The organism is Sulfitobacter sp. SK012, from assembly GCF_003352085.1.
Lineage (GTDB): Bacteria > Pseudomonadota > Alphaproteobacteria > Rhodobacterales > Rhodobacteraceae > Sulfitobacter.
In genome coordinates this window covers 504357-528912 of the sequence record NZ_CP025804.1, presented here as the reverse complement: position 1 = coordinate 528912, position 24556 = coordinate 504357, and the positions used below count along the sequence as shown (strand labels likewise).

Below are 24556 nucleotides of genomic sequence, written 5' to 3'. Positions count from 1 at the left end.
AGCCATTTATGCAATAAGACGCATTATAATTCAGTTTAATGCACTATATCTCAGCCTTTGCTGCGGATCGGGTCTGTCTCAACTCATCCAGCAAGGCACCTTGCTCCACCCCCATGATCAGATTCGTGCCCCCTAGCTGCGCGATGTGAGCCTCAACAATATCACAAAGCCGGAGCGCCGCCTTTGGTCGTTCCATCAACAGCTTGAGCCGGGCATTCGCCAGCTGGATCAACGCCTGAACTATTTCACGCTCGGGCGAGGCAGGCGTTGTGACCAACCAAACAGCTTCAAGCACCTCGTGACATTCCCAGAAAAATCCAGCATCAAAATACGCCCGGCCGATGGCAAAGGCTCGGCTCTCCGCCAGATTTCGCGGGGACATTCCGGGCTTCACATCCGCCTTTTGCGCGTCAAAGTACCCCTCGGGGTGCCGCGCATTCAGGCCCGGCACATAGGCGTAGGGTGGCCAGGAAATTCCCCCTTGTTCAGCCAAAACGAGCCTCTTCACGCTCCAACCGATCCAGCCGTGCTGTAAACGCGGTGATCGCTTCCAACGTTTGTGCGGGTTGATCAAGGTGAGGACTATGCCCGCAGCCCTCAAGCAGTACGATTTCAAGCGGCGAATAGATGCGATCTTCTATTTCTGAAATCTGTGCAGTCGTGCCGTATTCATCGCCAAGCCCTTGGATCGCAAGTACCGGAATGCGCCAATGGTCAATGTTATCCGCGACGTTCCAATTGGCGATAAACCCAGGATCGGTCCAGACGTCATGCCAACCATTGAACGTCACGTCGACATCCGCGTGATACGGAGCAAGCCGCTCGCGTAGATCGCCGGTTCGGTAGGTATCACCGACAACTCGGATCGCATCGATCCCGCTTGTTTCCGCAAAGAAATGCGGTGCCATCAGGATCAACCCCCGCACCCGCATGTCCGACACTGACCCCCCATAGATCGCAGCAATGGTGGCCCCGTCTGAGTGCCCCAACAGCACGGCTTGGCTGACCCCGACTGCATCCATAACCGACCCCAGAACATGAGCTTCTTGGGTCATGTAATCTAGCGGACGCGGCAATGTGGCGAGCTCTGACTGGCCATATCCCGCCCGGCTATAGGCCAAGACGCCAAAACCGGTAGCATCCACCAGTTTTTGCGGCAGGTCGCGCCACAATGCCACTGATCCCAATCCTTCATGCAACAACACCAACGTCGGGGCCTGCTCAGGGGTTGGGCCCCAGCATCGATATTCCAAGGCGTGTCCGCCGGCCTTAAGTGTTGCACCTGCCGCCTGTGTCCAGCTCGCCATTAGTTGCCCTCTCGAAGTTTGAAACGCTGTATTTTACCCGTCGCCGTCTTGGGCAATTCGTCGACCACGTCGATCCAACGCGGATATTTCCATTTGCCGATTTTATCTTTCACATGCGCTTTGAGTGCCTCGATCAGGGCATCGTCGGATTGACCTGTCTGCAGCACAACAAACGCTTTTGGCTTCTCCAGGCCATCCGCGTCACGCTTTGCGACAACGGCGGCCTCTAGCACCGCCTCGTGCCCGGCCAACGCGCTCTCGACCTCAAAGGGAGACAACCAAATGCCTGACACCTTGAACATGTCATCTGTGCGCCCACAGTAGATCAGCCGCCCATCGGTGCGGCGTTCGTATTTGTCGCCAGTGCGGGTCCAAATGCCCTCAAAGGTCTGGCGCGTCTTGTCACGTTGGTTCCAATAACAATTGGCCGCAGATGCTCCACTGACCAACAACTCACCAACTTCACCGGGAGGGACCTCAGCACCCGTCTCATCCACCAGTCGCAGATCATATCCCGGCACCGCCACTCCCGACGTCCCATAAACTACATCACCGATACGGTTGCTGAGAAAGATATGCAGCATCTCAGTTGAGCCAACACCATCCAAGATCGCCACACCTGTGTGTTTTTCCCAACGGGTACCGACATCTTCCGGCAACGCCTCCCCTGCCGAGATGCACAGTCGAAGCGGCGTGTCGGGCACGCCAGCCTTGTCCATTTCGGCCACCATCGCAGCAAAGAGCGTCGGCACACCGCAAAAAAGCGAAGGTTTATGCGCGTCCATCGTCGCAAGCATATCCTGCGGGGTTGGACGACCAGCAAACAACACCGTCGTCGCACCAACCGAAAGCGGGAAAGTCATCGCATTGCCAAGCCCATAGGCGAAAAAGAATTTGGCCGCCGACAACACGACTTCGTCTTCACGGATGCCAAGCACCTGCGCGCCGTAAGTATCCGCAGTCGCCTGCAGGGCTGAGTGCACATGCGCCACGCCCTTTGGCTGTCCGGTGGAGCCCGAGGAATAGAGCCAAAACGCGACCTCATCCGGATTGACCGGGATCGCGGATTGCGCGGGCGCTTCGTCGATAAAGCTATCGTAGGTCGTTGTTCCTTCGGGCGCATCGCCAATGACGATCACATGTCGCAGATAGGGATTATCAGCCAACAAGGGCTCGACCGTCAGCCAAAGTGCATCGGAGATAAACAGCGCCGACGCACGCGCGTCGCGCAATATCATGTCATAAACGTCTGTGCCCAACAGCGTGTTCAGCGGCACGGGGATCACCCCGGCCTTGAGTGCGCCCCAGAATATTTGCGGAAATTCGACTTGGTCCAGAACCAGCATCGCCACCCGCTCTTCGGGCCTGATGCCAGCACGCGCCAACGCGCCTGCGACCTGCCCAGATCCGTCAGCGAGTTGGGCATAACTTAGGCTGCGCCCTGTTTCGGCTTCCAGATACGCGGCTTTTTCACCACGTCCCTCATCCAAATGGCGGTCCACAAAGAACCGCGCGGCGTTTGCCTCAGCCGTCAGCATAGATCTGCATCCCCACCCTAAAAGAGGCTTTATGATGCACATTGCGGCAGAAGGTCGCAATGCACATCACCGCGGTCTGCACTTTAGTGCAGATCACCCGCCAAGGATGAAGAGCGTTATTGACGGGAACATCACCAGTATCACCACACGCACAATGTCAGAGCCTACGAAATACATCACCGCTTTGTAGGTCTCAGTCATCGGAGTTTCGCGGTCCATCGCGTTGATGATAAATAAGTTCATTCCCACAGGTGGCGTAATTAGCCCCACCTCAACCACAATGAGCACGAGGATACCGAACCAGATCGCAACATGTTCTGGCGTCATGCCGAAATCCATCGCTGAGATCACTGGAAAGAAGATCGGCACGGTCAGCAGGATCATCGACAGGCTGTCCATCAGGCACCCAAAGATCAGGTAGAAGACAAGGATGATCGAAAGCACCAGCCAAGGGCTGTAGCCTTGGTTCACAACCCAATCGGCTAGAAATTGCGGCACGCCCGACAGGGCAAGAAATCCGTTATAGAATCCAGCACCCAACACGATGAAAAAGATCATCGCCGTCGTCTTGGCAGTTCCTAACAGGCTGTCGCGCAGCACCGCCCAGTTTAGGCTGCCGGACACCAACGCCACCAACCCCGTGCCCGCAGCCCCGATCGCGGACCCTTCGGTCGGGGTAAACCAACCCAGATAGATGCCGCCGACAACAACGAAAAAGATCACCAAGACCGGCCATGTATCAGCCAACGCACGGAACCGCTCAGCCATGGGAATTGGCGGCCGCGTGCCCGCTGCATCAGGGTGCAGGCGCACATAAATCGAGATGGTGATGATGTAGCCTATCGCCGCAAGGATCCCCGGCACAAAGGCGGCGAGGAACAGCTTGGCGATGTTCTGCTCGGTCAGGATCGCATAGATAACCAAGATCACCGAAGGCGGAATTAGAATGCCCAGTGTGCCACCGGCCGCCAACGTCGCGGTCGAAAAGCCACCGGAATACCCATAGCGGCGCAACTCTGGCAGGGCGACTTTGGACATCGTTGCCGCTGTTGCCAATGAACTGCCACAGATCGCGCCAAATCCAGCACAGGCCCCAACAGCGGCCATAGCGACACCACCCCGGCGGTGGCCCAGAAAGGACTCTGCGGCTTTGAACAAGGCATTCGACATGCCCGACAACGTTGCAAATTGCCCCATCAACAGAAACATCGGAATGATGCTGAGCGAGTAATTTGAGAAGGTCGTGTAGGTCTCGGATTTCATCTTGGCCAATAGTGGTGTGGGATTACCCCCCATCGCCATGAACCAGCCCCCAAACCCACAAAGCAACATCGCAAGCCCGATGGGTGCGCGCAAAAACACCATCAACAAAAGGACAGGGAAGGACCAAAAGCCCAGCTCTAGGTTTGTCATGTCAGTGCCCTCCGGTTTCGGACGGCAGAAGGTTGCGGTTTTGGACCGCTTCCGCGAAACGCATAATAGCGCAGTAGATGCTGACAATCACCGCAACGACCCCTGCTGCAAAACTCAGCGCATAGGCCCACCACACCGGAAACTGCAAAAAGAATGTGGTCTGGCCATTGCGAATATAGCGCTCCATGCCGCTGAACAGCTGCACGATGATCAGCACAATCACCGCGGCCAGAACGACCTCCCAAAAGGCCGCGATCCAACGGTTCGCGCGTGCTGGTAGGAACGACGTAAAGACATCGACATTCGCATGCGCGCCAAGCAGCTGGCACAGCGGCAAGAAAGAGAAGATTGAAAAAGCGACACCCGCCTCAAGCAATTCGTAATTGCCACGGATTTCGGAAACGCCAAGGTTCAACACGAAATTCGAAAACCCGGCCATTTGTTCTTGGAAAAAAGTCTGATGCATCAACTTGTTGATCGCACGGCCCGAAATGGACAGCGTTGTCATCACGATCAAAATGATCAGAACGCCCCCTCCCAACAAAGCAGTAACCCGGGCAAGGGTCTGGATCGCGCGATGCATGTGCTGTCTCCGGTCTTGGACGTAAAAATAGGCCTGCGCCGCGTATGACGGCACAGGCCCGATTTAAGAGAATAGCACTTAAGGCTGGTAAGCATCCATCAGGCTGCGCGCTTCGTCGATGAGCGCCTGGCCGTCGATACCTTTATCGCTCATCTCAGCAAGCCACTTGGCATAAACTGGTTGTGATGCGTCAATCCAAACCTTGGTTTCAGCTTCATCCAGCGTCACGATGTTGTTGCCTGCATCCGCGGCCAGCTTGCGTGCTGGAGCATCAGAATCAGCTTGCGTGCCGCCTGCAAAGACTGAGAATTCCAGACCTGAATTGTCGTCGATCACCTTTTTCAGATCATCAGGCATGCCCTCATAGCGGTCCTTGTTCATCGCCAGAACAAAGGTCAGCGTATAAAGTGCGTTACCTGTGAATTCAGTGTGGTTTTTGACCAGCTCAGGAACCTTGAGCGCGGCTGTGACTTCCCACGGAATGGTCGTGCCGTCGATGACACCTTTGCTCAGGCCCTCTGGGATTGCCGGAACAGGCATCCCAACCGGCGCAGCCCCGACTTCTTCGAGCAGAGCATTGGCAAGGCGGGACCCGCCGCGGATTTTAAGGCCTTGCATGTCAGCAGGCGTGCGGACTTCTTTGTTGGTGTGGATCAGGCCGGGACCGTGAACCCAAGTACCAAGAATATGCACATCCTTGAACTCGCCATCCTTCATGTTTTTCTCAAACATCTGCCAATACGCAGAGCTGGCCGCGCGGGCGTCAGACACCATGAATGGCAGCTCAAACACTTCGGTCGACGGATAACGACCCGGCGTATAGCCCACCACAGTCCAGACAATGTCGGCAACGCCGTCAATGGCTTGGTCCATCAGCTCTGGCGGCGTGCCGCCCAGCTGCATGGAGGGGTAGCGTTCAATCTTAATACGGCCTTCGCTGGCGGCTTCGACTTTATCAGCCCAGACATCCAACACCAGCTTGGGCACATTGGCCTGCGGTGGCAGGAATTGGTGCATCCGCAGCGTGACGTCTTGGGCCAGTGCCGGGGCAGCGCCGAGGCCGAGGGCGAAAGCCGCAGCACCTGCAAGGCCAAATAGTTTTCTACGTGTCGTCATGATATCTTCTCCCTAGGGTCCTTATCGGCGGCGTATTATGTCGCTCAGGCCCTTTTTGATCTCGTTTTACTGCTTACAGCGTCGCACAGCAGCCGCGCTAAATACTCTCCCGCTAGAGAGCATCCTGACCGACGCACAAAGCCAAGACAAGCCGCAAGGCGCACTAACGCACCAAATACAAGTTACAAACAGCGTCTAGGAGAGGTCCCGCGCGCCCAAGAATCAGAGCTGATCGCTTGAAACTATTCACTTAAGGCACGGGGTTTGATGGTGGCGTTACCTGGATTTGAACCAGGGACCTAACGATTATGAGTCGTTCGCTCTAACCAACTGAGCTATAACGCCATCGGCGCGATGGCTATGCCAGCACCAGCCTTGCGTCAAGGCCCAAATCCTCACAATAGCCATCATATGGCACTGCACCCGCGAATACAGAACGCTGCCACCACCAGTCATGTCGGTGTTGGGCTAGAATCGAAGCCAAATTGGATCAAATCCACTTGGCCATGGGCGGCAAGCTCATCAGCACCGCATTGGCGTCATGGCCAGTCTCAAGGCCAAACTTCGTGCCCCGATCATAGACCAGATTATACTCCGCATAGAGGCCACGGTGGACCAGTTGCGTCTCTTTCTCTGCGTCGGTCCACGGTTGCGGCTTTCGTTTCTCAACAAGCGGGACGTAGGCTGGCAAGAACGCACGGCCGATGTCCTGCGTCAGCGCAAAGTCCGCTTCCCAATCACCTGTATTGCGATCATCCATAAAGATGCCGCCGACACCTCGCGCCCGATTGCGGTGCGGAATATAGAAATACTCGTCCGCCCAAGCTTTGAGCTTGGGGTAAAGATCATCACCATGCGGATTCAAGTACTCCGCTTGCGTCGCGTGAAAATGCGCAGTGTCTTCATCATATTCGATACACGGGTTCAGGTCCGAACCACCGCCAAACCACCACGCGCCAGGGGTCCAAAACATACGAGTGTTCATATGGACCGCGGGCGCGTGCGGGTTTTGCATATGCGCGACCAGCGAAATACCCGAAGCCCAAAACCGCGGGTCGTCTTCCATGCCCGGCACACCGCGCGCCGCCATCGCCTGTTGCGCGCGCGCCCCCAAAGTCCCGTAGACGGTCGAGGTATTAACGCCGACCTTTTCGAAAACGCGGCCCCCGCGCATGACGCTCATCACACCGCCGCCGGCATCTGACCCATCATCGCTGCGGCGCGTGGTTTCAGTGATTTCAAATTGACCGGGCACTTGGTCACAAAGCGGACCCTTATCATGGCCCTCTTCAAAGGCTTCAAAGGCGGCGACGATATCATCGCGCAAGCCGCAGAACCATTCAGCCGCGCGGGCCTTTTCAGTGTCAAACGTCTGTGTCATCTCCGTCTCCCGCGAATTTTGATCAATGCGCCGGCGCGGATACAGGATCCAGCAGCGACCGACCGCCATCAACCACCATCACTTCACCCGTCACGAAAGCGGAACTGTCAGCCGCCAAAAATTGCACCACTTCGGCCAATTCGGACGGTGCCGCGATACGGCCCAGCGGCGTATGTTTGCGAATGTCATCGCGCCATTCACGGTTTTCGGCGACAGAAGCCATCAAAGACGCGCTCATGACCGATCCAAATGCCACCGCATTCACCCGGATCCGGTGCGGGGCCAGCGTCAACGCCATAGACCGCGTCATCTGCTCCAACGCAGCGGCCGCAATGGAATATCCCATCAACTCTGGCCGAGTCTGGCGCGACGCGACAGAACTTAAGTTGATGATCGAGCCGACTTGCCCCTCAGGCTGGTCTTCGGCCTGTTTGATCATGCGCCGCGCAACCTGCTGTGACAGATGCAGCGCAGTCATCAGGTTTTGCTCCAACAGGACCCCGACTGAGGTGTCATCGACGTCCAACGCATCTGTCAGCATCACCTGCCTTGAGGCATTGACGAGCACATCAACTTGTTCAAATGCATCGATCGTAGCCGATATAAGGTTGGCGATCGTCAAACGCTGCCGCAAGTCACCCGCAAAAAACCGGATATTACCTTCGTCTGTTGGTTTTCCGAGTTCCGCGATCAGCTTCTTTTCATCCATATCGGCGCACATAACATTGGCACCTTGGTCGGCAAAAAGTCGTGCAATCGAAAGGCCGATACCGTTGGCAGCCCCTGTAACGATCACTGTCTTACCACTGATGGAAAATGACATTCGCCTCTCCTTGCGTTAGCGCCGCTTGGCCGTTGGGCGGGATGCGTGAAACAGCTTGAACCGCGCGTCGCCACCAATTTCTTCGACCTTTAAAAACCGGGCCTTGAGCTCTGTTTCATAGGGCAAATGGCGGTTCGCCACCATCCACAGATCGCCATGCGATGACAAAATCTGGGCCGCGGCGGCCACAAAGGCCTGACCAATCTGCGGCTCTGCGGCGCGACCGGTGTGAAATGGGGGGTTCATCACAACGCAATTGACGCTGCGCGCTGGCTTCCAGGCGGTAGCATCTGCCCAATGAAATTCCGCGCGGTCGTCCGTCACATTATGGCGTGCACATTCCAGCGCGATGTGGCTCGCCTCAACCAGATGTACGGCTTTGATTTCCGGCCGGGTCAGAATGTGAGCGGCAAGGTATCCCCAACCGGCCCCCAAATCGACAACTTCTGGTCCCAGCTTCTCCGGCAAAGCCTCGATCAGCAGCGCTGAGGCCAGATCAACACCGTCTGCGGAAAACACCCCCGGTGCCGTCCAAAATCCGCCTTCGGTCTGGGAAGGCCCTTGAGCCCAATCGGCAAAGCAATCCGCGGCAGGTGCCGAGATCCAGAACATCTTGCCGTGTCCCTTAGAAATGGGCCCATACACTGTGACCCGTGTACGCATTTCTCGCAACAGACTGTCAGCACCGTCCGTTTTCTGACCGTCGATCACCACGGGCCCATCACTGACAGAACATGCTTCGGCGATCAGGGCCCGGGCCTCGGCCTTTGCACGAGGCAGACTAACCAACGCAGCCGCATACCGTCCTTGGGCGGAGGTGGCCACGTCATAGCCACGCGCAACCCATCCGTCATGGTCGGGTTTGAAACCTTCGATAATTTGCGCGCGATCTTGCGGTATTCCATCAAGGTCTGCGTCACGGGGCGGCTGAAATACCGCGATCTTGCCCTCTTCAGGCCACTCTAGGCCGCCTCCATCAAGGGCCAGCGGCAGGCGCGCATCCAGCATGCGTTATTCTTCTTTTTCCATAGTGCATTGCAGCGGGTGCTGATGACGGCGCGCGAAATCCATGACCTGAGTCACCTTGGTCTCGGCAATCTCGTGGCTAAAGACACCGACAACAGCCAACCCCTTTTTATGCACAACCAACATAATTTCAAACGCTTGCGCGTGGTTGAGACCGAAGAAACGCTCCAACACGTGAACGACAAACTCCATTGGCGTGAAGTCATCATTCAGCAGCATCACCTTATAAAGAGGTGGCCGCTTTGTCTTGGGCTTGGTCATTGTCAGAATCGACGTGTCAACGTCGTCATCATACTTGTCAGCCATCATATGTGGTTCGTGGTGCATTGCTGCTCCGAAAAGTGAGGTTTTATATGAGTCGCGCAAGCGTCTATATAACGTGGGCCAGCATTTTTGAAAGAGGCCCGTTCCAGATGTCCCGCCAGTTAACCACCATTGGCTTTGATGCCGACGACACGCTTTGGCACAATGAACGCTTCTTTGCGCTTACTCAGGATCGTTTTGCCGACCTATTGGCCGACCATACAGATGCCGACACCCTAATGGACCGATTGCTGGCTGCAGAGCAGCGAAACCTACCACATTATGGCTTTGGCATCAAAGGCTTTACCCTATCGATGATTGAAACCGCAATCGAGGTAACGGATGGCCGCCTGCCTGGTAGTGTGATCGCCGAGCTGTTGGAAGCTGGGCGCGAAATGCTAAGTCACCCGATTGACTTGCTGCCTCATGCTGCGGAAACGGTTGCGGCCCTAAGCGGCACCTACAAAGTTGTCCTGATCACCAAGGGCGATCTGCTGGACCAAGAACGCAAGCTGGCGCAATCGGGCCTTGGCGATGCGTTTGATGCGGTCGAAATCGTCTCTGCCAAAACGTCAGAAACCTACATACGGATCTATGACCAACACGGCGACGGTGCGGCGCAGGGGTTGATGGTCGGCAATTCCATGGCTTCCGATGTGCTCCCAATGATCGCCGCAGGCGGCTTGGGCGTGTTCGTACCACACGGGTTAGCTTGGGCTATTGAACATGCAGAAGCCCCCGATCACCCTGGATTTCACGAGATTGCAGATCTGTCCGCCTTACCTGCGCTGGTGGCGAATTTAACTTGAATCACCCTCGCTCTCAAACAGGGCAATAGCGCCCAAGTCCTGCCACATTCCTGACACATTACCCTAGCTGGTAGGCTCCCTCCAAACATGCGCTAAATATGGAATGCAACAACGCCAAACTTTCGTTGTTTCCTCATATTCAGTGGGTTTATCGAAAATCCGACCTGTGCTAGATTCTGGGTAATAAAAATATGGCCAGTCGAATAATCGGCGGTCTGAGGCAGAAAAAAGGCAGTTATTATGAAGGCGCGGCGCGTTCAGCCGGCCCGTTTCGGGCTAATTATTCTTGCGGCATTGTGGATTCTCGTTCTGGTTCCTTTGAGTGCCAGAGCTGCTCCCTATGCGGCGCTTGTCATTGATGCTCGGACTGGCGAGGTGCTGCATTCACGCAATGCCGACACCCGACTGCATCCGGCCTCCCTTACCAAAATGATGACCCTCTACATCGCCTTTGAAGCGATTGAGCGTGGCGAGATTTCACTCGACACCAAGGTCAAGATTTCGTCCCACGCCGCCTCCGAGCCTCCCTCAAAGCTGGGTCTAAGGTCGGGTCAAACGATCTCCTTTCGCTACCTTATCCGCGCAGCATCGGTGAAATCAGCCAATGACGCGGCCACAGCCATCGGTGAAGCGCTCTCTGGATCAGAGGCAAAATTTGCCCGCCGCATGAACCGAACCGCCAAAGCACTAGGGATGACCCGCACCACGTTCAAGAACGCCCACGGCCTGACCGAAAGCGGACATATGTCCAGCGCCCGCGATATGACCACGCTAGGCCGGCACGTGCTCTATGACTATCCGCAGTACTATAACCTGTTCTCGCGCACCTCGACGGATGCTGGCGTTCGCAAAGTCAACAACACCAACCGCCGCCTACTGGCCGCTTACAAGGGTGCCGACGGGATCAAGACGGGCTACACCCGTGCCGCTGGGTTTAACCTTGTTGCATCGGCGCAGCGTGGCGACGAACGCGTGATCGCTACTGTCTTTGGCGGCAAATCAACGGCACAGCGAAATGCCCGCGTGGCCGAGCTGCTAGATATGGGTTTCCGCCGCTCACCCAGCCGCGCACCAATCCGCAAGACCAGGGTGCCAAACCTTGCAAGCATTGCCGATACACCTTCTCAGTCCACCACCGCAGCGACGGCTAGTGGCAAAGGCAAGACCATCCGTTTGGTTGGCGCAGTCAAAACGTCCAAACGGCCAAAGGTCCGCCCCGGCAACCAAGTTGAGGTCGTCGTGGCCACCGCAGAACAGCCAAACGCAACGAGCACGATCTTGACCGCAGACATCAACGCGGCCCTCATTGAAGCCCAAGCCGAAGCAAAACGGGCCCCGATTGCGGAAACCACCAAAACCCAAGCACCGCAGGCAAATGTTGTATTGGCGTCAGCCTCTCGCCGGCCGGCGATGCGCCCGAAAGGTTTGGTCGTAACCGGCACCAAGGCAAATGCATCCAAGGCTCCGCCAAAGCAAGAAGTTGTCACGCGCCTATCTACCTCTGGCGGGCGGCATTGGGGGGTCAACATCGGCAATTACGGCACCCGCCACGAGGCTGAGAGCGTGCTGATCAAAACGGCCTTGGCAGAAATGGCGACACTGGATGGCAGCCTGCGCAAAGTTGTGCAGCGCCCTCGTGGCTTCGAGGCCAACTTCCTCGGGATGACCCGTGAAACCGCTGACCTTGCGTGCCGCAGACTTCAGGCACGTAACGTGAGCTGTTTGATGGTTGGCCCTGGCTAGACGTCAACTGCCTTCATTGACGCAGCTGCTTCGCAGCGCAACCAGCTGACAAACGCTTTGAGCGGTGGGCGCATAACGCCCGCCCTCGTGACAATGTGGTATCCCGTGCCGCCTTGGGCGGCTTCATGCAGAACACGCAACCGTCCTGCTGCGATATCACGCTCAACAAACATCCTCACCGTGACGGCCAGCCCTTGCCCATCGCGAGCACCATCCAACATCAGATTGCCAGGAACCTGCGCCAACCCCCGAGCGCTCCGGGCAAACCCATATTGCTGAAGCCACATGCTGCTTTCTGAGCGACCAAATTCGTCGAGCCAAGGCAACTGAGCTAACGCTTCAACGGGCGGGACCGGTCCGTCTCCCACCAAGGACGGAGCACCCACCACAACAAGCGTTGACGATAGTAGCAACTCAGTCTCCAACCCCGGCCATGGCCCCTCCCCATTGCGCAAAGCCACGTCAATGCCGTCTGGACCAAGCGTCACCACCTCAGGGGTAGGGTCAATCATCAGGTCGATTTCAGGGTGTGCGTGACGAAACCCAGCAAGACGCGGCATCAACCAACTTGCCGCAAAGGTCGGCGTAACGGACACATGCAAAGGTCTGGCATCGCGGGCACCGGTCAGTTCAGCAACCGCATCAGCCACCCCGCCAAAACCAGTTTTTAGCGCCCGCGCCAACACTTCCCCCTCTGGAGTTATGCGCAGGGCTCGCCCGCTGCGATCCAAAAGTGGCACGCCCATATGCCCCTCAAGCGCGCGCAATTGCTGGCTGATCGCGGCATGGCTCACCCCCAAAGCATCTCCTGCAGCTATGACGCTTCCGTTTTCCGCAAATGCTGCAAAGCTGCGCAATGCAGACAGTGGCGGCAGTTCCTTCCAATCCATATGTTACCCCAGCTTACACATTGAATTTATCAATGACTCGCAAATTTTTCAAAGTTGATCAAGTATAAGTGCAAGAATAGGAGAGAAACCATGATGAACATATACGCAAAAACTTTCATGACTGCCACGCGTACAGATTTGATGCAGCTGCAAGAAGTCCCATCAGTAGCCGACCAAAAACGTCGCCGCTGGTTCCCACGCCGCAAGACGCGTTACGTGGATCTAAAAAAGCTGTGACGATAACATCTGGGGCTGGTTCGTGGCCTGCAGCCTTGGTCACACCGCTAAAACGCCTCCAGCAGAAGCCCTAGCGCAGAGGGCTTCTGTAATCTCACGTGGCAGCTTGAAGCAGCGTCCGTGTATAGTCAGATTGAGGGTTTTCATAAAGGGTGTCGGCAGGACCATATTCCACGACATCACCGCGCTTCATGACCATAACTTTGTGAGACATCGCGCGGATGACCTTCAAATCGTGGCTGATAAACAAATAGGCCAGCCCATACTTAACTTGTAAATTCCGCAACAGATCCACGATCTGGACTTGCACTGTCATATCAAGCGCAGACGTCGGTTCGTCCAACACCAACAGGCGCGGACGCAGGACCATCGCACGCGCAATGGCGATACGTTGGCGTTGCCCACCCGAGAATTCATGCGGATAACGGTCCATAGTCTCAGGATCGAGGCCCACTTCGACCATCACTTCTTGGACCAATTCCCGTACATCGCGGCCTTCATCCACTTTGTGGATGGCGAGGCCCTCGGATATGATCTGCATGCAGGTCATCCGTGGACTTAAGCTTCCGAAAGGATCCTGAAACACGATTTGCATGTCTTTGCGCAGACGCCGCAGCTCGCGCGTGGATTGCGCGTGGATATCACGGCCAAGCACCACCACGCGCCCCTCTGACGCGATCAAGCGCATGATCGCCAGCGCCAGTGTCGTCTTGCCCGACCCACTTTCACCAACGATGCCGACGGTTTCGCCAGCATGCACGGTCAGGCTCGCATCATTGACAGCTTTTACGTGGCCAACGGTACGGCGCAAAAGCCCCGCTTGGATCGGGAACCAGACTTTCAGATTCTCCGTTTCCGCAATCAGTTCCGCGCCCTCAGGCACGGGATCAGGGCGGCCAGACGGCTCCGCACTTAGGAGTTTAATCGTATAAGGGTGCTGCGGGTTGGCAAAGAGTTCAGCTGCGGTTCCCTGCTCCACGATCTCGCCGTTTTGCATAACGCAAACCCGGTCGGCGATGCGGCGCACGATGCCCAAGTCATGGGTGATGAACAAAAGGCCCATGCCTTCGCTGTCCTTGAGGTCTTTCAGCAGATCAAGGATTTGCGCTTGAATGGTCACGTCCAGCGCGGTCGTGGGCTCATCTGCGATCAAAATGCCCGGCTTGTTGGCCAAGGCCATGGCGATCATGACACGCTGGCGTTGCCCTCCCGACAGCTGGTGCGGGTACGCACCCAAACGGCTTTCGGCGTCGTTGATCCCGACCTTTTCCAACAGTTCCAGAATACGCGTGCGCGCCGCGTCCCCTGTTAGCCCTTGATGAAGCGCTAGCGATTCCGCCAGCTGTTTGTCGATTGTGTGCAGCGGGTTCAGCGAGGTCATCGGCTCTTGGAAAATGAAGCTGATGTCATTGCCGCGCACTTTGCGCAGCAGCTCAGGTGAGGCACCGATCATTTCCTGGCCGTCAAAGGTGACCGATCCTGAAACCTCGGCACTATCGCCCAACAACGACACAGTGCTCAACGCCGAAACCGATTTACCCGATCCACTTTCGCCCACAATCGCGACTGTCTCCCCACGTTCAACCGCAAAGCTGACGCCCTTCACCGCATGGCTAAGCGCGCCATCTTGGCGGAAGGACACGTACAGATCCTTGACTTCAAGCAAGCTCACGAAAAGGTCTTTCTGGGGTCAAAGGCATCGCGAACCCCCTCAAAGATGAACACCAAAAGCGACAGCATAATCGCGAATGTAAAGAACGCGGTGAAGGCCAACCACGGGGCTTCAAGGTTTTGTTTTGCCTGCAAGGTCAGCTCGCCCAACGAGGGTGCAGAAGACGGCAGGCCAAAGCCAAGATAATCAAGCACGGCCAGCGACGAAATTGTGCCGGTGATGATGAACGGCAGCATCGTCAGGGTCGCGACCATCGCATTGGGCAGCATGTGGCGGAACATAATCGTCACGTTGCCCACCCCCAGCGCTCGCGCGGCGCGCACGTATTCAAGGTTGCGAGCACGCAGGAATTCAGCGCGCACCACACCCACCAGCGCCGTCCATGAGAACAACACCAGCAGAAACACCAACAGCCAGAAACTTCGCCCTAAAATGGCGAACATAATGATAATCACATAGAGCGACGGCGTAGACGACCATATCTCGATGATCCGTTGGAAAATCAGATCGACCCAGCCGCCGAAAAACCCTTGAACCGCTCCCGCCACAATGCCGATGACCGTCGCGGCCCCAGTCACCAGAATGGTAAACACAATCGACAACCGAAAACCGTGGATCACCCGCGCCATCACGTCGCGTTTGGGATAGTCCGTTCCTAGAAGGTTGTGACCACGCTGGTCAGGCGGCAGCAGACCAAAGCGGCTTTCGCCTTGGTCGTCAGTATAAAATCCAATGACGTCAGGCGGCAGAGGCGAAGCACCCGCACGGTCGACGGCAGTGTTGAAAGAATAGGGGATCGGCGGCCAGATCGCCCACCCTTTTTCGATTGCCTCGCCGTCGACCTCGCCGTCTTTGGCATCTTCCAGATAGGCATCTGGATCATCAAAACATTGCTCAAGCCCACCGGTAGCGATCAGGCATTTGACCTCAGGATCGCGGTAGACGGCTTCGGTTTGAAAATCTCCGCCAAAGGCCGTTTCAGGGTAAAAGCTGAAAATCGGCATGTAGTATTCGCCACGGTAGTTCACGAGGATCGGTTTGTCGTTGGCCAGAAACTCTGCAAGCAGCGACAAAACAAACAGCACCAAGAAAATCCAGAGCGACCAATAGGCCCGGCGATTGCGGGTGAAGTTACGCCAGCGGCGGCTGTTGAGGGGTGACAGAGCCATTAGCCTTCCCTCTTTTCAAAATCGATGCGCGGATCGACCAGCACGTACATCAGGTCCGAAATAATCCCGACCACCAGACCAATGAGGCCAAAAATGAACAGCGTGCCAAACACGATTGGATAATCACGCGCAACGGCTGCCTCGAATCCCAAACGGCCCAACCCATCAAGCGAAAAGATCGTCTCAATAATTAGGGACGCACCAAAGAACACGCCGATGAACACGGCCGGAAATCCCGCGATCACGATCAGCATCGCGTTGCGAAAAACATGGCCATATAGAACCTGCTTTTCTGACAGGCCCTTGGCGCGGGCGGTGATCACATAGTGCTTCTTGATCTCGTCAAGAAAACTGTTCTTGGTCAGCAGCGTCAGCGTTGCAAAAGCCGAAATGGTTGAGGCCAGCACCGGCAACGTGATGTGCCAGAAATAATCCGTGATCTTGCCAAAGACACTAAGGCTTTCCCAATTGTCACTGGTCAGACCGCGAAGCGGGAATACCTGCCAATAGGACCCCCCCGCAAAGAGGACAAGCAACAGGATCGCAAACAAGAAACCGGGGATCGCATAGGCCGCAATGATCGCCCCAGACGTCCAAGTGTCAAACCGCGTTCCGTCACGCACCGCCTTGGCAATGCCCAGCGGTATCGACACGATATAAGCGATCAGCGTCGACCAAAGCCCCAACGTAATCGACACGGGCAGCTTTTCTTTGATCAGATCAATCACACTGACTGAGCGAAAGAAACTCTCGCCGAAATCGAACTGCATGTAGTTCCAAAGCATGGTGAAAAACCGCTGCACAACCGGTTTATCCAGCCCATATTCCTCTCTGAGCTCTTCGATGAATTCCGGCGGGAGACCTCGAGCACCGACATAGTTATCCGTCGATGTCGTCACCTCGTTACCCGCGTCCGTGCCTGATCCGGTGAACCCACCAAAAACGTCACCGCCACCTTGAATACGGGCAATCGCCTGCTCAACAGGGCCGCCCGGTACAAATTGCACCAGCGCGAAGTTGACCAGCATGATACCGAACAAGGTCGGAATGATCAGCAAAAGCCTTCTGAGGATATACGAACCCATTTGAGGCGCTTACCGCAACGCACCGGCAGCGATTAGCTTGGCGGCCTTCTCTTCGTTGAACCACCACCAATCAAGGTAGCCAAGACCGTAGGCAGGCTGCTCCTCAGGGTGCTCGTATTGATCATAGTAAGCCGTCCAATAGACATCGTTGTACCAGACGGGGATCATAATGAACTCATAGCGCAGCGCCCGGTCCAGCGCGGTCATCGCTGTGGTTTCCTCTTCAACGGTCTGTGCCTGCAAGGAAGCTTGAACAATCGCATCAACCATCGGACTGGCCAATCCAGCAGGGTTAAAGAGAGAATAGCTTGCCGCCTCAGAGCCGTAAAACTGCATCAGCCCAGTACCGGTTCCTAAGAAGGCAGCATATTGGTCATACACCAGATCGTAGTCACGGTCCCGTTCGCGCTCCGTATACTGAGAGCTGTCGACTTTCTCCAAGACTGCTTCAATGCCCATGGCATCAAGGTTGGAAATGAAGTTCTCGACCACCGCAGACAACGTCGCCGACGTTGAGCTGTTCAATAGGAACGTCAAGCGCAGCGGCTCATCATCCGCATTGCGACGTTTACCGTCTGTCCCCACAGCCCAACCTGCGTCATCCAACAACTTCATCGCCTTGCGCGCATTGCGTCGATCCAGAAGACGCGCAGCACCCGAGGTATGTGGCAATCGAACCTCTTGGGTCAAAACCTCAGGCACGACCACATCCCCAAGACTTTCCAAGAACGCTAGCTCGGCGCCTGTTGGCAAGCCAGTCGCCATGACCGGTGTACCTTCGCTGAAAGAGGTGCGCTGTTTAAACAGACCATATTGCAGCGACTCGTTGGTCCATTCAAAGTTGAATGCCAAAGAGACAGCTTCGCGCACGCGCTTGTCCTTCATAACCTCGCGACCAAGGTTAAAGACGATGCCAGACGGCGTGGGCGGCGATCCGTCCGCGATCTCGTCTTTCACCACATAGCCATCCTGCACCTTTGGAAATTCATAGGCCGTCGCCCAGTTTTTCGAATTTCCTTCATTCCGGAACGTGTATTCCCCGGCCTTAAAGGCTTCAAATGCAGCGTTCTCATCGCCAAAATATTCGATGCGTATGCGGTCAAAATTATTGCGGCCTTGATTAACGGCCAGGTCATTTCCCCAATAGTCAGGGTTGCGTTGATAGACGATCCGGCGGTTCACTTTGACGTCCTCAACCATGTAAGGACCGGATCCGGGCGACGTCTCAAGACGGCTCTCATCAAGGCGCGCGCCGGTTTCCTCGTACCACTTCTTGGACCATGCAGGCACATTTCCGACCTGACTGATCAGACTGCGGCGCGAAATACCTGGCGTGAAGTGAAATTTAATCGTGTAGTCGTCGATCACCTCGACCTTGGGGATCCGTTGACGCACCGCGTCTGCATAAGATTTCAAACCCTGATCCAGCAACAAGTTGTGCGAGAATTCGATATCATGGGCGGTCACCGGATCGCCGGTTGAAAACCGTGCCCCGGGGCGCATGTGGAAAATCACCCAATCCTGCGTATCAGGATATTCGATGCTCTTGCACAGCAGACAGTAATATTCACCATATGCATCCGCCGGCGCGCTCTCGGAATTCACACCCTCCACGAATAGGCTCTCGTACATAACCGTGCTCAGCCCGCCACCACGACCTTTACGGCTGTAGGGGTTCATTGAATCGAACGTGCCCAGCGCCGAGATGGCAATCTCGCCGCCCTTGGGTGCCTCGGGGTTCACGTAGTCGAAATGTGCAAAATCAGCAGGGTATTTAAGGTCGCCATAAAATGAATAGCCATGGCTTTCGATGATCGGCCCCTCTTGCGCGCGTGCCATCCCGGCCACGAGAACACCCAAAGTCAAAAAAACGAATGCGGACCATCCCAAAAGGGGGTTCAATTGCCGGGTGGCGATACGGGCTTGGGACTTGGGCATATAGGGCTCCTCGTTCAGATCACGGCAAGTAGGTCGACTGCTTAACTTAGGCTAATGGCCCCGTATACCAAGTTACAAGTTGCAACTGTGTGATCTGGCTGAAATCTGGGATCAGACAAGAAAAAGGCCGCTGAAAAGCGGCCCAACTCAATCATTCTAGCGCAATTTAATTAGCAATGCTTTGAAGATAAGCGATCACATTAGCACGGTCTTCGACCTTCTTGAGGCCTTTAAAGCCCATTGATGTGCCCGGCGCGAAGCCTTTGGGGTTGGTCAGGAAGCTATTCAGGTTCTCTGGAGACCATACATCGGCGACCTTTTCGAGTGCGCCAGAGTATTTGAAACCTTCGGCGGCATCAACGTTGCGGCCAACCACGGCATAAAGATACGGGCCAGTTGCATTGGCACCTTGCTCAACTTTGTGGCACGAGGAGCATTTCTTAAATACTTTTGCACCAGAAGCTGCATCAGCCGAAGCCAACACTTCTTCGAAAGGCACTGCGTCTTCAACTTCAGCGCCGCCCGCGTCGGCAACTTCAATTACGTAAGAAGCTTCGCCGTGAAGGCCAGAGTGGTAGATCTCTTCAGCAGCGAATTTTCCCATCAATAATATCAGCCATGCCCCAAACAGGCCTGCAGCAACTTTTGTAAGGGTCATTGTGTCCATGGTTCAGGTCCATCATCTTGATCTTGGGGATACATCTTTGCACGCGTATCTATTGCTTTCCCTCCGGCGGGGCAAGGTGTAGTTACCGCGACCATTCGACCACCCCCACGCGCGCCCACCGATCGGCCAGCATCCAAGGCCAGCACCAAAGGAAGATCCCAATGACCACCAAATCTTCGCGACGCATCGCATTTCAAGGCGCTTTAGGGGCCTATAGCCACGAAGCCTGCCTGCAGGCACGTCCGGACGCCACGCCAATTCCGTGCGAGACGTTTGAAGATGTTTTACGTGCGGTTCGCGAAGACCGTGCTGATTTAGCGATGTTGCCGGTCGAAAACACTATTTACGGCCGGGTTGCAGACATTCACCGCCTGTTACCCGAAAGCGGAATGCATATTATCGCCGAAGCTTTTGTGCGGGTGCGCATTTGCCTGATGGCTCGCCCCGGTGTGACGCTGGATGACGTAAAACATGTGCGTGCGCATTTGGTGCTGCTACCGCAGGCGCGCCGATTCCTTGAACAAAATGGTATCACCTCAGAACCTGCGGCCGACAGTGCCGGTGCCGCGGCCGAGCTTGCCAAAGACGGGCCCCGCCACGAAGGTGTGCTTGCCAGCAGCGTTGCCGCCGAGATCCACGGGCTCGAAGTTCTCGCCGAGGGGATCGAGGACTTAGACCACAACACCACCCGCTTTTTGCTAATGGCCCCAGACATCGATCTATCTCGTCGGTCAGAACGGATGCTGACAACCTTCGTATTCGAAGTCCGCAACATTCCTGCCGCGCTGTACAAAGCAATGGGCGGCTTCGCCACGAATGGCGTTAACATGACCAAGCTTGAGAGTTATATGGTTGGCGGATCTTTCACGGCGACACAGTTTTATGCTGACATCGAAGGTCACCCGGAGGACGCACACGTCAAACGCGCCCTCGATGAGTTGGGATACTTCACAAATATGCTTGAGGTCTTAGGCGTCTATCCTGCCCATCCGGACAGACCAAGCGGCAGTTAAGCCGTCTTCTGATACCGCTCTTCCATGGTTTTTACAAACTCCGCTACACGGAGTTTGTATTTCTTGGTCAGCGATTTCTTGGCCAGCTTCAGTGATTGCACCAGCAATCTTGCCGATAGGTTTAACGGCTTGAGATCTAGCGCGACAAGGATACGCGTGCGGTTACGTGACAGGGCCATCAGTTCCATCGACATGGTACCCAACAACCCTTGCGAGCGGCTTTCCAACACCATCTCAGTTGGACGATCAAAGGTAACCATTTCTAACTGTAGCTCTCTTCGCTTACCGCGCAGATCAAACTTTGCATCCCAAGTCATACCAACGGAAGGCTTTGAGAGATTGTCTACCCGCCCGACTTCGGCGCCACGTCGCATGGCAGACCGTTCAAAAGTTTCGAAATCGCACAGCATCTCGAAAACCACATCAATCGGGGCTTCAATATCCTCTTTGGTCGAAAATTTCATCGCGTTTGGGACCTGTAGCTAGCAACACTGGACTGGCCTTATCCTCGCGTTAATCCAAGGTATCCGCAAGCCAGTTTTCTAGTAAAAAGTGTGCGATCGAACCCTTCCGGGCGGGCATAATCTTTGGATGCGACCCAGCAAATGCTGTCATCAACTCTTCGCGGTTGACCCAAAGCGCGTCTTCAATTTCCACTGGGTCGATGGTGATGTCGCGCGTGGTGGCAACGCCTCGGCACCCGAACATCAAAGACGCCGGGAATGGCCAAGGCTGGCTGGATAAATAATCAACCGGACCGACATGCACACCAGATTCCTCAAACACTTCGCGGCGCACTGCAGCCTCGAGGGTTTCGCCCGGCTCGACAAAGCCGGCTAGCAATGAATACATCCCGTCGGGCCAACCGGGTGATCGCCCCAAAAGAACCGAATTGCCGTGCGTAATCAGCATGATGACCACTGGATCAGTGCGCGGAAAATGCGAGGCTGCACAAGACATACAGCTGCGCTGCCACCCCGCCTCCGCAATCTCGGTTGGTTCACCACACCGCGCGCAAAACCCATGCGCTTCGTGCCAAACAAGAATTGCCTTGCCTGTGGCCGCCAGCTCTGCGTCGCGCGGGTTGAGCCAGTTCATCACTTGGCGCAACTCAGCAAAGACTGTGGTTTGTTCAAAAGCCGGGTGATGCTGTTTCGAATTATCCAAGAACGCGCCCAAGGAGCTTTCATCAAGATCGTCCGGGACCCAATCGCGTATATCATAGGCAAAAACTGCGGCGCCGTCTTCGCGTCCAAGCAAGATCGGTGCTTCCGTCACGTCACGCAGCGCACTGTGGTCGAGCGGGACCCGTACCAGCGCCGCTGGACGTTCAGTTGCAATCAAGGGCTTACCGCGCCAAAACAACACGGCCCGCGAGGCTGGGTCGGCCATGGCGGCGGCCAGTCCTTCGGCATCACCGCGCAGTTCCCCTGCCCGGTCGAGGGCCGATCCACCAAATGTCACCTGCTCTGCGCGTTTCATGTAGGGCCCCTTGCTTGCTCAGACTTGTCTATTCCTGTTGCAAAGCAAATTCGCAACCCCTCTGCCCCCTTGCAAAGCACTGCAGCATCTGGTCGTATCAAATCAATCTAAAGTTGATTGAGTAACCCCATATACGGGAAAGTAATGTGCCGCTTTCTATGCTGACTGACGTTTTGACCACCCCCCACATCAGTTTACGTCTGTTGGCGACGACAGACATTCACGCTCACCTGCTGCCCCACGACTATGTCAAAGACTGCCCAGCGCCTGGCATCGGGCTGGCGGGCATTGCTACCTTGATCGACATCGCGCGGGCAGAGGCTGCCCGGGAAGGCATATCTACGCTCCTGCTCGACAACGGCGATTTGTTGCAAGGTACGCCATTGGCCGACTATCTGGCACAGGTCCCGGTCAATGCCGATCACCCGATCGTGGCCAGCCTCAATCACCTTGATTACGACGCGGTAGGTTTGGGCAACCACGACTTTGATCACGGCGTCAAATATCTTAACCAAGTCGCTGATGCGCTAAAGATGCCGGTGGTCTGCACCAACCTTTCCGGCGACGACGTCTGTGCAATCCTTCCGTCGACCGTGATACCTTGCAAACTACCATCTGGTGAGGTTTTGCAGGTTGGTATTTTGTCAGTCGTGCCACCACTCACGGCCGTTTGGAACCGGCAAAATCTTGGCCCTAAGAATCGTATCGCGTCAGTACAAAAAACACTTGAAACGGCAATCCCAAAACTGCGCCAGCAAGGTGCGGATATCATTGTCGTATTGGCTCATATGGGCGTGGGTCAGCCAGACGACCTTGAAGCAAGCGCCGTTGGGTTGGCGCAAATCCCCGGCGTTGATGCGCTGATAACCGGCCACACCCATCGCCGACTGCCCGGCCCCGAATACATCGGGCGCACCGGAGTGGATGCACAAACGGGATTGTTGGAGAGTGTCCCTGCTATCATGGCTGGGCATTCTGGTTCTGATCTCGCGGTGATGGATCTGGAACTTGCACCTACACCCGCTGGGGGCTGGACTGTTCTCAGCCATACCAGCGCATTGCGCCCCAACCTACAGCAAACCCCTCAGGATTCCACCATTGGCCAGATCGTACGACCTGCACATAACCGGGTGCGGCGGCAACTGGCCCAAAAAGTCGGAACTCTCGAGCGTGCCATGCACAGTTGTTTCGCATTGGTGACGCCTGCGCCGACCTCAGGCCTGATCGCCGCAGCAAAGATGCGCCTGATGCAGCGCGAATTGGCGGGGACAGAGTATTCGGATTTGCCCTTGTTGTGCTCTGCAGCCGCCCATGCGTCCGGCGGGCGTGGGGGGCCCGAACACTTTTTGCATCTACCTGCCGGCCCCGTGTTGCGCAGGCATATTGCCGGGCTCAGCCCTTTCGCAAACCAATTAGTTGCCGTTCGTGCCAACGGTGCCAAACTGCGAGCGTGGCTGGAACACAGCGCCCGCATTTTCGCCCAATTGTCGCCAAATGCGCCGAACCAAGCCCTGATAGATGCGGCCGTTCCCGGCTTTCATTTTGATACAATTTTTGGCTTGGAATACCTCATTGACCCTACCGCCCGCCTTGGCCACCGCATCCGCGACCTAAGCCATAATGGACGGCCCCTCCGCGACGATCAGCACTTTGCACTGGTCACCAACCAATTTCGCGCTGCAGGCGGTGGATCATATGCGCCCACACCCGATCACGATGTCCTTGCCCGCAGCACAATACCCCTCCCCGAAGCACTCATCGCGCGGCTCATGGACCGCGACATCAAAATTCTACCCGAACAGCCGCCGTGGCAATTTGCGCCACTTGGGGGTGCTCAGGCCGTATTTTACACAAGCCACTTGGCGACTGAACATCTCGATGACATCGCCCATCTTTCACCCCAGGTCATCGGCCATACCGACACTGGATTCGTTGAGCTGCGCGTTACGCTATGACTTGCGCGCCGAACGTGCCTTGCCTATATGGGAATCGAGAGGTTGGTGCGGGCGAGCACCTCGCCAACCCGGTCAGATCCGGAAGGAAGCAGCCGTAACGGGCCCCGCTTGGGTCGTTATCAGCCTCTCACCTTTACATCTTTTTACATTTCGAATAGCGAGCCGGCATCCAGGCTGCGCTACAAGAGCGTGCGATTTCAAACGCCTACCGGATCCTAAAGGGTATCTCTGCGCCAATGGTTTGCACAGATACGCAGGCCATATCGCCTGCCGCCAGAGACAAAAAACCACCCTACACGTCTCAAAAAACAACGCAACGAAGCCCGCGCGAGCCAAAAGAGCTGTGGCATGCAGTGTATTCAAGTGCCCACAAGCTCCATCATCGCAGCGCCAACTTCCCTTTATT

At 55.9% G+C, this 24556-nt stretch carries 23 protein-coding genes, 1 tRNA gene and 1 other RNA gene; 6 read left to right on the top strand and 19 right to left on the bottom strand.

Annotated elements, in window-relative coordinates:
- Positions 1-43 precede the first annotated feature (43 nt).
- The 11 genes from C1J03_RS02535 to clpS all read right to left on the bottom strand — a co-directional run bounded on the left by C1J03_RS02535 (position 44) and on the right by clpS (position 9514).
- The gene (locus tag C1J03_RS02535) at positions 44-493 is read right to left on the bottom strand and encodes a DUF309 domain-containing protein (RefSeq protein WP_254694160.1); all 450 of its coding nucleotides are present in this window, start codon (positions 491-493) and stop codon (positions 44-46) included.
- Entirely contained in the window at positions 486-1307 is an 822-nt protein-coding gene (locus tag C1J03_RS02530; protein WP_114883369.1) for an alpha/beta fold hydrolase, read from the bottom strand. Before C1J03_RS02530 ends, C1J03_RS02535 begins: the two co-directional genes overlap by 8 nt.
- Positions 1307-2845, bottom strand: a complete 1539-nt coding sequence (locus tag C1J03_RS02525) for a benzoate-CoA ligase family protein (protein WP_114883367.1) — start codon at positions 2843-2845, stop codon at positions 1307-1309. Before C1J03_RS02525 ends, C1J03_RS02530 begins: the two co-directional genes overlap by 1 nt.
- A 93-nt stretch (positions 2846-2938) precedes the next feature.
- Positions 2939-4258 carry a TRAP transporter large permease gene (locus C1J03_RS02520; RefSeq protein ID WP_114883365.1) on the bottom strand — a complete coding sequence of 440 codons (1320 nt, stop codon included), beginning with the start codon at positions 4256-4258 and terminating at the stop codon, positions 2939-2941.
- A 1-nt stretch (position 4259) separates the two neighbouring features.
- Positions 4260-4841, bottom strand: coding sequence for a TRAP transporter small permease (locus C1J03_RS02515; protein WP_114883363.1), 582 nt, complete (start codon positions 4839-4841; stop codon positions 4260-4262).
- A 78-nt stretch (positions 4842-4919) separates the two neighbouring features.
- Positions 4920-5957 carry a TRAP transporter substrate-binding protein gene (locus C1J03_RS02510; protein ID WP_114883361.1) on the bottom strand — a complete coding sequence of 346 codons (1038 nt, stop codon included), beginning with the start codon at positions 5955-5957 and terminating at the stop codon, positions 4920-4922.
- 268 nt (positions 5958-6225) lie between these two features.
- Positions 6226-6302, bottom strand: a tRNA-Met gene (locus tag C1J03_RS02505).
- A gap of 145 nt (positions 6303-6447) precedes the next feature.
- Positions 6448-7338 (bottom strand): oxygen-dependent coproporphyrinogen oxidase, encoded by an 891-nt coding sequence (hemF, locus tag C1J03_RS02500; RefSeq protein ID WP_114883359.1) that lies wholly within the window; start codon positions 7336-7338, stop codon positions 6448-6450.
- A 22-nt stretch (positions 7339-7360) separates the two neighbouring features.
- Positions 7361-8161, bottom strand: a complete 801-nt coding sequence (locus C1J03_RS02495) for an SDR family NAD(P)-dependent oxidoreductase (protein WP_114883357.1) — start codon at positions 8159-8161, stop codon at positions 7361-7363.
- A 15-nt stretch (positions 8162-8176) separates the two neighbouring features.
- Positions 8177-9169, bottom strand: coding sequence for a class I SAM-dependent methyltransferase (locus C1J03_RS02490; protein ID WP_114883355.1), 993 nt, complete (start codon positions 9167-9169; stop codon positions 8177-8179).
- A 3-nt stretch (positions 9170-9172) separates the two neighbouring features.
- Entirely contained in the window at positions 9173-9514 is a 342-nt protein-coding gene (gene clpS, locus C1J03_RS02485) for an ATP-dependent Clp protease adapter ClpS (RefSeq protein WP_114883352.1), read from the bottom strand.
- A gap of 86 nt (positions 9515-9600) precedes the next feature.
- Between clpS and C1J03_RS02480 the strand changes: the two genes are divergently transcribed.
- Together C1J03_RS02480 and C1J03_RS02475 are read left to right on the top strand one after the other, a co-directional pair.
- Entirely contained in the window at positions 9601-10299 is a 699-nt protein-coding gene (locus C1J03_RS02480; RefSeq protein WP_114883350.1) for an HAD family hydrolase, read from the top strand.
- Positions 10300-10539: 240 nt separating this feature from the next.
- The gene (locus C1J03_RS02475; RefSeq protein ID WP_114883348.1) at positions 10540-12042 is read left to right on the top strand and encodes a D-alanyl-D-alanine carboxypeptidase family protein; all 1503 of its coding nucleotides are present in this window, start codon (positions 10540-10542) and stop codon (positions 12040-12042) included.
- On the opposite strand, the gene C1J03_RS02470 is transcribed toward C1J03_RS02475, so the two are convergent.
- The gene (locus C1J03_RS02470) at positions 12039-12932 is read right to left on the bottom strand and encodes a LysR family transcriptional regulator (RefSeq protein ID WP_114883346.1); all 894 of its coding nucleotides are present in this window, start codon (positions 12930-12932) and stop codon (positions 12039-12041) included. The genes C1J03_RS02475 and C1J03_RS02470 overlap by 4 nt on opposite strands.
- A 90-nt stretch (positions 12933-13022) precedes the next feature.
- On the opposite strand from C1J03_RS02470, the gene C1J03_RS25205 reads away from it, so the two are divergent.
- The gene (locus C1J03_RS25205) at positions 13023-13169 is read left to right on the top strand and encodes a hypothetical protein (RefSeq protein WP_162798425.1); all 147 of its coding nucleotides are present in this window, start codon (positions 13023-13025) and stop codon (positions 13167-13169) included.
- Positions 13170-13263: 94 nt separating this feature from the next.
- Here the strand turns inward: C1J03_RS25205 and C1J03_RS02465 are convergent, their stop codons facing one another.
- The 5 genes from C1J03_RS02465 to C1J03_RS02445 form a co-directional block, all read right to left on the bottom strand.
- Positions 13264-14841, bottom strand: coding sequence for an ABC transporter ATP-binding protein (locus C1J03_RS02465; protein ID WP_114883343.1), 1578 nt, complete (start codon positions 14839-14841; stop codon positions 13264-13266).
- Positions 14838-16010 carry an ABC transporter permease gene (locus C1J03_RS02460; protein ID WP_114883341.1) on the bottom strand — a complete coding sequence of 391 codons (1173 nt, stop codon included), beginning with the start codon at positions 16008-16010 and terminating at the stop codon, positions 14838-14840. Before C1J03_RS02460 ends, C1J03_RS02465 begins: the two co-directional genes overlap by 4 nt.
- Positions 16010-17095, bottom strand: coding sequence for a microcin C ABC transporter permease YejB (locus tag C1J03_RS02455; RefSeq protein ID WP_114883339.1), 1086 nt, complete (start codon positions 17093-17095; stop codon positions 16010-16012). Before C1J03_RS02455 ends, C1J03_RS02460 begins: the two co-directional genes overlap by 1 nt.
- 9 nt (positions 17096-17104) lie before the next feature.
- Entirely contained in the window at positions 17105-19033 is a 1929-nt protein-coding gene (locus tag C1J03_RS02450; protein WP_114883337.1) for an extracellular solute-binding protein, read from the bottom strand.
- 166 nt (positions 19034-19199) lie between these two features.
- Complete coding sequence (locus C1J03_RS02445) at positions 19200-19700, bottom strand: c-type cytochrome (RefSeq protein ID WP_114883335.1); 501 nt, start codon at positions 19698-19700, stop codon at positions 19200-19202.
- A 161-nt stretch (positions 19701-19861) separates the two neighbouring features.
- Between C1J03_RS02445 and C1J03_RS02440 the strand changes: the two genes are divergently transcribed.
- Entirely contained in the window at positions 19862-20713 is an 852-nt protein-coding gene (locus tag C1J03_RS02440; RefSeq protein ID WP_114883333.1) for a prephenate dehydratase, read from the top strand.
- On the opposite strand, the gene C1J03_RS02435 is transcribed toward C1J03_RS02440, so the two are convergent.
- Positions 20710-21177, bottom strand: coding sequence for an SRPBCC family protein (locus C1J03_RS02435; RefSeq protein ID WP_114883331.1), 468 nt, complete (start codon positions 21175-21177; stop codon positions 20710-20712). The two genes, C1J03_RS02440 and C1J03_RS02435, sit on opposite strands and share 4 nt — an antisense overlap.
- A gap of 49 nt (positions 21178-21226) precedes the next feature.
- Complete coding sequence (nudC, locus tag C1J03_RS02430; protein WP_114883329.1) at positions 21227-22195, bottom strand: NAD(+) diphosphatase; 969 nt, start codon at positions 22193-22195, stop codon at positions 21227-21229.
- Positions 22196-22341: 146 nt separating this feature from the next.
- On the opposite strand from nudC, the gene C1J03_RS02425 reads away from it, so the two are divergent.
- Both C1J03_RS02425 and ffs read left to right on the top strand, forming a co-directional pair.
- Positions 22342-24150 (top strand): 5'-nucleotidase C-terminal domain-containing protein, encoded by a 1809-nt coding sequence (locus tag C1J03_RS02425; protein ID WP_216825889.1) that lies wholly within the window; start codon positions 22342-22344, stop codon positions 24148-24150.
- A 35-nt stretch (positions 24151-24185) separates the two neighbouring features.
- Positions 24186-24283, top strand: an RNA gene (ffs, locus tag C1J03_RS02420) — signal recognition particle sRNA small type.
- The last annotated feature ends 273 nt before the right edge of the window (positions 24284-24556 follow it).